Annotated in this window: 10 protein-coding genes; 8 read left to right on the top strand and 2 right to left on the bottom strand. The window is 59.8% G+C overall.

Going from position 1 to position 11155, the window contains the following annotated elements; translation table 11 throughout:
• The 7 genes from KHO22_RS09375 to KHO22_RS09345 form a co-directional block, all read left to right on the top strand.
• A partial coding sequence (locus KHO22_RS09375; RefSeq protein ID WP_211946835.1) for a hypothetical protein occupies positions 1 to 228 on the top strand: 228 nt, incomplete at its 5' end.
• Between the two features lie 149 nt (positions 229 to 377).
• Positions 378 to 1136, top strand: coding sequence for a sulfite exporter TauE/SafE family protein (locus KHO22_RS09370; RefSeq protein WP_211946834.1), 759 nt, complete (start codon positions 378 to 380; stop codon positions 1134 to 1136).
• 224 nt (positions 1137 to 1360) lie between these two features.
• Positions 1361 to 1933, top strand: coding sequence for a SagB/ThcOx family dehydrogenase (locus KHO22_RS09365; protein ID WP_230426807.1), 573 nt, complete (start codon positions 1361 to 1363; stop codon positions 1931 to 1933).
• 658 nt (positions 1934 to 2591) lie between these two features.
• A complete protein-coding gene (locus KHO22_RS09360) occupies positions 2592 to 3197 on the top strand; it encodes a hypothetical protein (protein ID WP_211946833.1) in 606 nt (201 codons plus the stop codon).
• Between the two features lie 89 nt (positions 3198 to 3286).
• A complete protein-coding gene (locus KHO22_RS09355; RefSeq protein WP_211946832.1) occupies positions 3287 to 4180 on the top strand; it encodes a DMT family transporter in 894 nt (297 codons plus the stop codon).
• A complete protein-coding gene (locus tag KHO22_RS09350) occupies positions 4173 to 5765 on the top strand; it encodes an amidohydrolase family protein (RefSeq protein WP_211946831.1) in 1593 nt (530 codons plus the stop codon). Before KHO22_RS09355 ends, KHO22_RS09350 begins: the two co-directional genes overlap by 8 nt.
• Before the next feature lie 2 nt (positions 5766 to 5767).
• Positions 5768 to 6778: a CobW family GTP-binding protein gene (locus KHO22_RS09345; RefSeq protein WP_211946830.1), complete on the top strand. Its 1011-nt coding sequence runs from the start codon at positions 5768 to 5770 to the stop codon at positions 6776 to 6778.
• 67 nt (positions 6779 to 6845) lie between these two features.
• Here KHO22_RS09345 and KHO22_RS09340 read toward each other — a convergent pair whose 3' ends face one another.
• Together KHO22_RS09340 and KHO22_RS09335 are read right to left on the bottom strand one after the other, a co-directional pair.
• A complete protein-coding gene (locus KHO22_RS09340) occupies positions 6846 to 7988 on the bottom strand; it encodes a branched-chain amino acid ABC transporter substrate-binding protein (RefSeq protein ID WP_211946829.1) in 1143 nt (380 codons plus the stop codon).
• A gap of 22 nt (positions 7989 to 8010) precedes the next feature.
• Positions 8011 to 9306, bottom strand: a complete 1296-nt coding sequence (locus KHO22_RS09335; RefSeq protein ID WP_211946828.1) for an MFS transporter — start codon at positions 9304 to 9306, stop codon at positions 8011 to 8013.
• Between the two features lie 549 nt (positions 9307 to 9855).
• On the opposite strand from KHO22_RS09335, the gene gabT reads away from it, so the two are divergent.
• Positions 9856 to 11145: a 4-aminobutyrate--2-oxoglutarate transaminase gene (gene gabT / locus KHO22_RS09330; RefSeq protein WP_211946827.1), complete on the top strand. Its 1290-nt coding sequence runs from the start codon at positions 9856 to 9858 to the stop codon at positions 11143 to 11145.
• Positions 11146 to 11155: the final 10 nt, after the last annotated feature.

The following is an 11155-nucleotide window of genomic DNA, read 5'->3' as shown; positions in this document are numbered from 1 at the left end:
CGCTTTTATAGCCCGCAAGGGCAGGAAGACGCGAATAACAGTCGCTTCCCCAGCGAAATACCCTTTGATCAACCGGCCAAGCGTCAATTCAGAGGCTTGTTCAGCGTTGCCCTAACGGTCGTATCGTCGACAAATCTCTTCGTTGGCTGGACGGCTCGTCCAAAGGAAAGCCTTGCTGGCGCGAGGCTTGAGAGTGTCTATTCATACGGTCAGGCAAGCGCAGGGTAATCCGTATACCGTTCTGCCCCCGGGTGATAGGTCACCTGTGCTGGCAGCACTCCCGGCGCATCGCAATGTATTCATGACAATAATTTGATTGTCATGGCGCGCCGGACTACGATGGGCTCGCTTTCTGTCGATGAAGGGAAACGGGCAACATGGAACTGAACGCCACCACCATCCTCATCACCTTCGCGGGTGTCTTCCTGATCTGCTTCATGAAGGGCGCCTTTGGTGGTGGCTTTGCCATCGTAGGTATTCCATTGCTGTCGCTCGTCATGGACCCGGTGACAGCGGGCGGCCTGCTTGCGCCCCTGTTCATCGCGATGGATCTGTTCAGTCTGCGTTACTGGAAGCCATCCACATGGTCGAGGCCTGACCTCCTGCTGCTGGTGCCCGGGCTGGTGGTCGGCATTGGGGTCGGCTACGTATTGTTCAAGGTGCTGGACCACCACGCGATCGCCATCGTGATGGCAGCAGTCACGCTGGCTTTCGTCGGGCTGTGGTTCTTGCGCGGTGGAGAGGTCGTAGTGCGCCCGCGCTCATCGCCCAAGGCCGTCGCCGCCGGCGTGACGTCGGGTATCACCACCATGGTCGCGCACTCTGGTGGACCGCCGCTGGCGATGTACCTGTTGCCGCTCGGCCTTGGCAAGCAGGTTTATGCCGGGACGACCAGCCTGTTCTTCACGGTAGGCAACGTCGTCAAGGCGGTGCCATGGCTTGTTCTGGCCAAGCCAATGGGTGCCGTCTGGACCTTGATGGCGATCTGCCTTCTTGCCATTCCCTCTGGCGTCTGGCTGGGCTGGCGCCTGCATGCCAGGTTGGACCAACGCCAGATGTACAAGGCCTGCTACGGCTTGCTGGTGCTCACGGCCATGAAGCTGCTGTGGGATGGTGTGTCGGGTTACGTGCACTGATTATCCCCAGTGCGCAACGGGATGGCACCCGCCGGCATTCGGTGTAGTCGATTCGCCGCCTCTGTTTCATTTGCAGCACCTCCACTGCTCGCGCAGTCTCTTGTGTGTTGCATCGACCGGTTGAATCCACAGTCGAATACGGCCCGCCATAAATTGCAGCAGGTCAGTTCCGCTCGTTCAAATCGTGTCGCAAGGCCAGGCAGGCGCCCGCTCAAGGCGAACAATTGGAAAGCCTGCTGGCGAGTCGCGACACGCCACCATGGAACGCGCTGACGTCTCCTGCAGCGGTGCATCCGGCGCTGTTTGTGCACCGCGTGGACGGTTTGGAGCCGGGCCTGTATCTGCTGGTGAGGAATTCCGCAGCGCTGCCTGACCTCAAGCGGGCCATGCGCCCGGAATGGCTGTGGCAAAGGACTGGACCAGACCATCTGCCACTCTATTTCCTACTGCCTTTCGATTTACGCGCGGTGGCAAAGCTGATCAGTTGTCACCAGGATATCGCCGCCGATTCCTGCTTTGCGCTGGGGATGCTCGCAAACTTCGAAATCGCCATGAAGCAGCCATGGCGTTACCGCCATCTTTTCTGGGAATGCGGCATGCTCGGCCAGGCGCTCTATCTTGAAGCCGAAGCCATCGAAGTGCGCGCCACGGGGATCGGCTGCTTTTTCGATGATGAAATGCATGCCATGCTCGGAATCAAGGATCACGCCTGGCAAAGCCTGTATCACTTCACAGTCGGCGGCGCCATGGTCGATCAGCGCTTGTCGACGTCTGCACCGTATGAAATTCAACCTTGACAAGCAAATGGTGTCGCGGCCAAGGAACGTGTCACCTCCCTCCGCCGGCAGAAGTCGGCCAGCCCTTCGGTGTGTTTCACTGAGTGGCCGGAATGGAAAAGACATCGGTCACCTCTCCAGCTGCACGAAGAAGGGGTGGTTGGTTGAAATCGAAATGTTCTTCAATGCTGCCGGGATCCCCGCATGCGGACGACGCGGCGTTACTTCTCCACGCAATACGCGAGGCATTTTGCCGCGTAAGCGTTGAGTGACAGCTTGTGCGTTGAGGATTCAATTGGTCAACGCAGTGGATGCGGCCACAACGACATTTCTGCCAAGAAAGGCTGGTGGCCTGTCCACACCACAGGCCACCAGATCACCAATCTCCACGACCATACCGCCGACTCCTGGCCGCGGGCTTACCAGGCTTGGGGTGACAAACACCTCTCACCCCGAGGAGAGCGGGTTGAAAAGTGATGTCTAGATGGTAGCCGGCACTCGTTCCCATATCTTCGGAGGCAAGCAACGAAAAGCGCGGTCGGATTTTCTACGCGAAGCACGACCCACGACGGGACTCCTACCAGCCGTAGAAGAATGCGCGCACCCATTCCTACTGGACGCAGGATGAGGAGCCGGAGCCGGGAGCCTATCCTGACGCAAACTACGCGAGGAGACTCCTGTGAATCGACGCCACTTCACGTTAAGCGCCGCCACCGGCCTATTGGCACCGTCATTGACCGCAAGCGCGCAGCCGGCAGCCAGCGCAGTACCGGAACCGGCAGGCGTAATGGATATGGCTATGGCTAGCATTCGGAATGCCGATTCGGTGCAGGCAGCTCTCCGAGCGTGGGCACTGGCGGTGGATAAGGCGCTGCCGCACCTCCAGATGACTGCATTGGTCTCGAAGATCGCGCCGGACGGAAAGTCACAAGCGATAGGGGACGTCAGACGCATCTTCTCCACCATTCCTTCAGCTTACCCCGTGGGCGGTTGGAAGCATCTGAGCGGAAGCGATTGGTCACGTCATGTGCTTGAGCGCCAGCAGGTTCTGGTCGCATCCGGCAACGAAGCGCTGGCGAAGTATTTTCCCGACCATGAGTTGCTACGGTCATTCGGTACAAAGACGCTGGTTAACATCCCCGTGGTCGTATGCCGAAAGACGGTAGGCGCTTTCGCCTTCCTTTGCGCGCAGGAAGCCGTAGGGCAGGATGTAACCGCAGCGATCGATCGCTTAGCGTCTGTCGCCGCTCCCGTCTTCCTGTTTCCGGGAGTCGCAGACGCATGAGCCCCGAGGCATCCGGTCAACTCGTAGCCGACCGTTTGCCGGAGGCAACGAAGGCCCCGTTCTCACTGACGCGCCAGGCGCAGATCGCCATGACTATGGCCATCTGCGCGCTTCTGATCTGGAGCACCTTAGCCGTGTCCGTGGTGAGCATTTCGCAACTGTCGCCGCTGCTTACCACAGGAATCGGGTTGGCCGGCGGCGGCCTCATCGGCTTGCCATGGGTTCCATGGCGTTCGCTGCGCCTTCTTTCAGTTGCAGTGGGTGCGCTGGCCATGTTCGGCTATCACGCACTCTATTTCGTGAGCCTTCGCACCGCCGATCCCGTCGCAGCGAACCTGCTTCACTATCTCTGGCCGCTCCTTATCATGCTGTTCTCGCCAATCATGCTCAAGGGCGTGAGGATCGAGGTTCGCCACATCGTTGCGGGAATCCTTGGCTTCGCGGCCGCCTGTGTTTGTCTCGCACCTACCGTTTCCATACAGGGTTCGCAGATCGGTGGATTGAGTGTCGCGCTAATGTCGGCCGCAATCTGGGCGTACTACTCAGTCTGGTCCGGCAAATTCCCCGAGATACCGACCGCCGCCGTCTCCCTGTACTGCCTACTGGCCGGGATCGGCTCACTTGTTGCGTACCTGGCCCTGAGTGCTCTCCCCGATCTCGACGTTTGGCAGCTAGGCGGCAAATTTGGCGCACCTACGTCTGGGCAATGGCTGATGTTGGGATATCTGGCTATAGGTCCCCTGGGCGGCGCCTTCTATCTTTGGGACCACGCCATGAAGAAGGGTATTCCACACCAGATTGCATTGATCGCGTATGCGGTGCCGATCGCATCAACCACATTCGTCAGCGTCTTCCTTGGCCGCGGTCTTGAGATTGCGACCGCATTGGGCGCGGCTCTGGTGACGCTGGCAGTTGCCATTGGCGGTCGCCCCTCGCGCGCGAAGCCCTCCTACACAGCAGAAACAGGAATTCAAGATGGATAAGCCAAAGATCGAGATCGGCGAGGAGATTGTGGCCGGCTTCGCAAAGTACAGACTTCCCGGCGTCACCGCCGCGCGTGGCCGTGATCGTGGTGTTGGACCCTACCAGCGCATGGTATTGCGTGGCGCCACGCTGATTGATGGCACCGGGGCGCCACCCTGGGGATTGGTCGATATCGTCGTTGAAGGTGGCACCATCATCGATATCGTCAGTGTGGGCGCGCCAGGTTTGCCCATCAAGCCAGACCGCCGACCTGCTGAAGCCGAATTCGAGATTGACTGCGAAGGTCGATTCGTGACCCCCGGCTTTGTCGACAGCCATGCGCATGTCGGCGCTCCCTTCCACGCCTCCATGGGCGAGATGCCCCCTGCTGATTACGTCTACAAGCTTTGGCTTGCGCACGGCGTCACGACTGTCCGCGAGACAGGGTGCTTCAACGGCCTGGCCTGGACGCTCCAACAAAAAAATGCGTCTGCCGCGCATGAAATCGCCGCGCCAAATCTCTACGCTTATGCCTACTTCCCCGCCATCAACGATTACCTGAAAACGATTCATACACCGGCGGCAGCCCGGGAATGGATGCGCCAGCTCGCAGACAAGGGAGCCGATGGCGTCAAGTTCTTCGGCGCCCCGCCGGCCATCATGGAGGCCGCACTGGACGAAGCCCGGAACGTTGGCCTTCGGACCTGCTGCCACCACGCGACCCTGGCCGTCAGCCGGATGAACGCACTCACCACAGCCAAGTGGGGACTGACAAGCTCGGAGCACTCGTACGGACTACCCGAAGCGCTCTTCGACGACAAGACGGTGCAAGCATTCCCGTCTGGCTATCACTACAACGACGAGTACCTTCGCTTTTCCACTGCGGGAACGACCTTTCTGCAGGCTGCGAAGCCCGGCAGTGCCAAGTGGGAGGAAGTGCTCGACGGCTTCATCGAAGCGGGCCATACATTCGTGCCCACGATGAACGTCTACGACGCGAACCGGGACCTGATGAGGACCCGACGCGCGGATTGGCATGAACGCTACACTGCGCCCAACCTCATGCGCTACTTCGAGCCACATCGCGGTGGCCATGGCTCCTACTGGTATCGCTGGAGCACGCAAAATGAAGTCGAATGGCGAGAGACGTTCCGTCTGTGGATGCACTTCCTGCGGGACTTCAAGAATCGCGGCGGCAGGGTATGCGCGGGTAGCGATTCCGGATTCATGTACCAGGTCTATGGCTTCGGCTATGTCCGGGAACTGGAACTGCTTCAGGAAGCCGGCTTCAACCCGCTCGAAGTACTGCGTGCCGCGACCGCCCATGGAGCAGATCTTCTCGGCATCGACGACCTGACCGGTTCCATCGAAGTCGGAAAGCGGGCGGACATCCTGATTCATGACAGCAATCCCCTGGATGACTTCAAACTTCTCTACGGAACAGGGGCGCTAAGACTCGACGAGGTGAAGCAACAAGGCAGATGGGATCGGTGCCTGCGCTACACCATCAAGGATGGCGTGGTGTTCGACTGCGCAGAACTCCTGAGGGACGTCGAGGGTATGGTAGAAGCGTACAAGATATCCGAGGCGTCCGGGGCGCAGTGACAATGATTGAACAGTGCGATTTCACGGTGTTATCCGGGTTTCTTGGTAGTGGCAAGACGACGCTTCTATCTGCATACCTCGCTTGTTCCGACGTTGGCCGCGTCGCCGTCATTGTCAACGATGTCGGAGAGGTGAATATCGACGGTGCCGTCCTCGCGTTGCAAGATGGCGTTCCCATGGCGACACTGAGCAACGGATGCGTCTGCTGCAGCCTTACCAACGATTTGCCTTACACAATCGATGCGCTGGTTCGGGAGCGACGATTGTCGGGACAGCAACCCTACACACAGATCATCCTCGAGTGCAGTGGTCTGTCCGATCCTGGCGGCGTGATGCGCAGCCTCAGCGCGCTCGCGGGCCTTGGCATGCGTGTCCGGGTAGTGACCACCTACGCTTGCGACCGGCACGTCGCACCTGAGGACTTTTCCTTGCTCGCGCAGCAGGTAGGCGCAGCGCATACGATCGTCCTGACGCGCACCGACCTTGTCAGTCCCCAGCAAATCGCCGACGCGGCAACCGAAGTAAAGTCCATGGGACCGATGGGTAAGATCATTGTGGAAACCTCCCCGGAGGCCCGGGCTCGCGCAGCGTTCGATGTGCCTGCCGCGCTACCGCTCAGCGACGCGGGCCATGTGCCAGGCGGGCGGTATGAATCGCAGCATCCGCGCATCAAGGTGTTCTCATTGCAATGGGATCACGAACTGCCCTGGGACCATGTCGCCGCGTGGCTGGAGAACCTGGCCTTCTACTTCGACAGCCGGTTGCTGCGAACCAAAGGCTTGGTCAGGTTGGAAGGTGGCGATGTATTGCTCATCCAGGGCATCGGGCAGCATTTCGATACACCTCGGAGGCTGAACCAGCTTGATGCAGAACGCTCCAGCCTTGTCGTGATCTGCAGGGACGCTTCGGAGAGCGAAGTTATCGAACTCGCCCCGCAGATTCCTGGTATGACCGTGTCCGCGCGCACCGCCGGGAGCAAAGCCATCGAGCTGGCACGCCCCAGATACGATTAGGTTGGAGCTCGTCCATCAAGGAAGAAGGCCGGACTATGTCCGGCCTTCTTGTCGTCCGCGCCTCGTTCTATTTCCCGGCGAGACTCTCGACAGGCTGCCACTTTCCGGATACGACCTTGTAGATCGTAATCCCGCCTTCCTTCAGATCGCCGCGTGCATCATATGCGATCTGCCTGGTAGTCACGCCTGGCGTCGAGGTTGCAGCAAGAGAAGCAAGGTACTTCTGCGGGTCAGACGAGTTCGCCTGCACCATTGCCTTCATCATTGCCATGGCACCATCGTATGCATAAGGTGAGTAGGTCTGCACCGGGCCCGAGAAGCGCTTTTCATAGCGCTGCTTGTACCCGGCACCGCCGGGCATTTGATCCAGCGGCAGGCCCGCGAGCGAACACAAAGTGCCATCTGCGGCGTTCCCGGCCAGCTTGATGAAGTTCTCGGTCTTCGACATTTCGCCAGACACAAGGACAGATTTCATGCCCAGCTCTCGCATCTGCCTGGCCAGCGGCGCGGATTGAGCTTCCGCTCCGCCATAGAACACCACATCGGGAGACTGGCGCTTCAAGTTGGTCAGCACGGCCTTGAAGTCCACAGCCTTGTCGTTGGTGAACTCGCGTCGAACGATGGTGCCGCCGGCGGCTTTCGCAGCCTTCTCGAACTCGTCAGCCAGGCCCTGGCCATAGGCCGTACGGTCGTCGACAATGGCGACGCGCTTTGCCCCGAGCTTATTGACCACATACGCGCCGACCACGCTTCCCTGCTGCGTGTCAGACGTCATCATCCGGAAGGTCGTCTTGAAGCCCTGTCGGGTGTACTCCGGGGCAGTAGCCATGGAGATCTGCGGAATACCGGCACGGCTATACACGCCTGATGCCGGAATGCTCGTCCCCGAATTGAAGTGTCCGAGCACTCCCTTGATGCCGCCGTCTACCAGCTTCTGGGCGACCACCGACCCCGCCTTCGGATCCGCCTGATCGTCTTCCGAGACCAGAACGAACTTGATCTCCTGACCATTGATGCGAGGATGTGTGGCATTGAAGTCCTCCAGTGCCAGCGTGACGCCATTCTGCATATCCTTTCCGTACTGGGCCTGGTTGCCAGTCATCGGTGCCGCAAAGCCCAGCTTGATCTCCTGCACCTGCGCGACGGCCGAATTGGCGAAAGCCAGGCCGAGGGCCGCCAATGCGGCCATGCCAAGGACGTGTCTCTTCATAGGTATCCTCACGATGTTGTTGTTACAGGCTTGGTTTGGTGCGATCGCGGAAGCCGAGTGTCACACCCGCAAAGCTGACTGCGGCCGCGGCAATGACATACAAGGCCGGCGCCATGGCACTACCCGTCGTGGCGATCAGCCAGGTCAGGATCAGCGAGGCGAACCCGCCAAAGGTCATGACAGCGATGTTGTAGGCGACCGATAACCCCGTCGACAGCACCCGCGTCGGGAATATCTCCGAAAACGCGGCCAGGATCGGACCCGTATAGCCGGCAATGAGAATGCCGAAGACGGTCTGGAAGATGACCAGGTTGGTTTGCGTCGGTGCGGATACCACCAGCGCAAACATTGGGTACGCAAGCAGCAGGATGCCGCCGGAGCTCAGCGCCAGAATCTTCTTGCGACCCATACGGTCAGACAGTGCGCCCACAAACGGTGACAGCACGGTGATGATGAGACCACCCACCACGCCGGCGATAAACGACATCGATTGCGGCATCTTCAGCGTCTTGACGGCATATGTCGGCATGTAGAACAGCAGCACATAGATGCAAACCGTCCACAGGATGACCATGGAGAACGTCGTGAAGGTCTCGCGCGGAAAGTTTGAGAGAACCTCGCTGAACGGCTTCTTTACCTTCTCCGTCGTAGCCAGGAATGCCGGCGTCTCGTCGACATTGCTGCGGATGTAGAAGCCAATCGGCCCAATGAGGATGCCTAGCAGGAACGGAATGCGCCACCCCCACGCCTTCACCTCTTCGGGCGTGAGCCACAAGGTAAGCACAGTGCCAGCCGCAGCGCCAAGCACGACAGCAAAGCCGATGCTGCTCTGAATCCAGCTTGCGTAATAGCCCTTCTGGTTTGCAGGTGCATGCTCGGTCAGGAATGCGGTCGCACTTCCCATCTCGCCACCGGCCGAGAACCCCTGCAACAGTCGCGCGATGATGATCAGGATCGGCGCCCCGATGCCGATCTGTTCATAAGTCGGCGCGATGCCAATCAATGCCGTGCCCCCCGCCATCAGCAGAATGGTCAGGGACAAGGCCGCCTTGCGCCCGACCCGATCCGAGTACATTCCGATCAGGATGCCGCCGATTGGTCGCACGACAAAGCCCACGCCGAAGGTGGCTACGGACAGTAGCAACGACGTCAGTTCGTTGCCGGTCGGAAAGAACAGTTGCCCGATGGTGATGGCAAAGAAGCCATACACCATGAAGTCGAACCATTCGAATCCGTTTCCCAGAATGGTGGCAGTAATTGCTCGCCGCCGCCTCTTGGCTTCATCCTGCGAAGCCTCCATTGTTGCTGCGATCTCCATCTCGCACTCCTTTGTCTTGGCCGGGTGAAGTGTGTGATCCGATGCTTGTGTCGGCACACTCGTTCTTGCTCAACTCGAGCTACCGGTCATTCAATCCCAGCGCCCGATGCATTCCTATCTACGTTTCGCAGGAAGGATTCGCATGCCCGTCCGACGCTCAGTAGGACATCCCACAATCGGTGCGGGTAAATGCTGAGAAGAGGTGCGAAGAAGATGAGGGACGAGCCGACCGGAAGGCGGGCGCCCCCCTTTCCAAGTTATTGTCTTGCCGCGATTTTTCGCACAGCGGCCTGTTGGATGCGTAGCGTGACTGAGGCGAGGCGCTTGAACCCACGCACCGTTGAAGTGCGGCGAAAATATTGTCCCAAGTCGATTGCTTCCTCAGACTCAGATGTACGAATCGTACGAGAACACCGGTCCCTTCCCGTATGGAACGTAGGTAGTCCGACAAAAGTGCCAATCCTAAGATGGTGTCATCCCCTTGAAAGCAAGGGCAACCAGGCCGGATGCCGGCCACGCACTCCACAGTTGACGACAACAGGACAGGACATGGCATTGGAAAGCACTCATAACGATCTGGCTGCGGCGCGCTCGCAGCACGTGGCTCGCGGCGTGGTGACCGCGCATCCGATCTTCGTGGACCGGGCTCATGGTTCGCGCGTCTGGGACGTCAATGGCCGCAGCTATCTCGACTTCGTTGGTGGCATTGGCGTGCTGAATGTCGGCCACAACCACCCGCGAGTCGTAGCTGCCGTGAAGCAGCAGCTTGAGCGTGTGAGCCATGCCGCGTTCCAGGTCGCCGGCTACGACGTCTACATCGAACTCGCAGCTCGACTGAATCGACTGGTGGGCGGCTCGGAGGCCTACAAGACCGTGTTTCTGACTACCGGCGCCGAAGCAGTGGAGAACGCAGTCAAGATCGCCCGCGCCTATCGCAATGCGCCGGGCATCATTGCTTTCCGCGGAGGCTTTCACGGCCGTACCCTGCTGGGCATGACCCTGACCGGCATGAGCACGCCGTACAAGCAGAACTTCGGGCCGTTCGCGGGCGATGTCTATCACACGCCGTACCCCGACCCGTATCGCGGCTTCAGCGGCGACGATGCACTGCGAGCGCTCGATGACCTGTTTGCGACGCAAATCGCTCCAGACCGTGTAGCGGCGATCATTCTCGAACTCGTTCAGGGCGATGGCGGCTTCCTGGCAGCCGGTTCGGATTTCCTGAAGAAGCTGCGGGAGTTGACGACGAAGCACGGCATCGTCCTGATTGCCGATGAGATCCAGACGGGCTTCGGTCGCACTGGCGAACTCTTTGCGTTCCAGGAGGCCGGCATCCAGCCCGATCTCGTCACCGTGGCGAAGAGCCTGGCGGGTGGCCTGCCGCTGTCCGGCGTCGTGGGCCGTGCCGAAATCATGGATGCCCCGCTTCCTGGTGGCCTCGGCGGCACCTACGCAGGCAACCCGCTTGCATGCGCAGCGGCACTCGCGGTTCTCGACCTGTTCGAGGAAGAAAGACTGACCGAGCGCGCGCGCGAACTGGGCACGACCTTGCGCGGCGGCCTCTTCGCGCTCGCCGACAAGTACAAGGAGATTGGTACCATTCGCGGCGTGGGCCCGATGCTGGCGATGGAGTTTGTCAGGAACAGCGACCCGCACCAACCGGATGCTGATTTCGCTCAGCGTGTGATTGATGCCTGCCGCGATGATGGCCTTCTGGTGATCAAGTGCGGCGTACATCGCAACAACGTTCGCCTGCTCGCCCCGGTGAACACCGAGCTCGACGACGCGCGCGAGGCCATTGCTATCCTTGACCGAGCCATCGCCAAGGTCCGCGGATAACTGAGAGTCA

This window comes from Cupriavidus yeoncheonensis, from assembly GCF_905397275.1.
Taxonomy (GTDB): domain Bacteria; phylum Pseudomonadota; class Gammaproteobacteria; order Burkholderiales; family Burkholderiaceae; genus Cupriavidus; species Cupriavidus yeoncheonensis.
Note: the sequence above shows the minus strand (reverse complement) of the source record. Positions and strands in the feature narration are given on the sequence as shown.

Bases quoted from the DNA above. Each gene is read 5' to 3' on its own strand.
- KHO22_RS09335 (WP_211946828.1), bottom strand. From the start codon at position 9,306: ATGGAGATCGCAGCAACAATGGAGGCTTCGCAGGATGAAGCCAAGAGG.
- KHO22_RS09370 (WP_211946834.1), top strand. From the start codon at position 378: ATGGAACTGAACGCCACCACCATCCTCATCACCTTCGCGGGTGTCTTC.
- KHO22_RS09350 (WP_211946831.1), top strand. From the start codon at position 4,173: ATGGATAAGCCAAAGATCGAGATCGGCGAGGAGATTGTGGCCGGCTTC.
- gabT (WP_211946827.1), top strand. From the start codon at position 9,856: ATGGCATTGGAAAGCACTCATAACGATCTGGCTGCGGCGCGCTCGCAG.
- KHO22_RS09355 (WP_211946832.1), top strand. From the start codon at position 3,287: ATGACTATGGCCATCTGCGCGCTTCTGATCTGGAGCACCTTAGCCGTG.
- KHO22_RS09345 (WP_211946830.1), top strand. From the start codon at position 5,768: ATGATTGAACAGTGCGATTTCACGGTGTTATCCGGGTTTCTTGGTAGT.
- KHO22_RS09340 (WP_211946829.1), bottom strand. From the start codon at position 7,988: ATGAAGAGACACGTCCTTGGCATGGCCGCATTGGCGGCCCTCGGCCTG.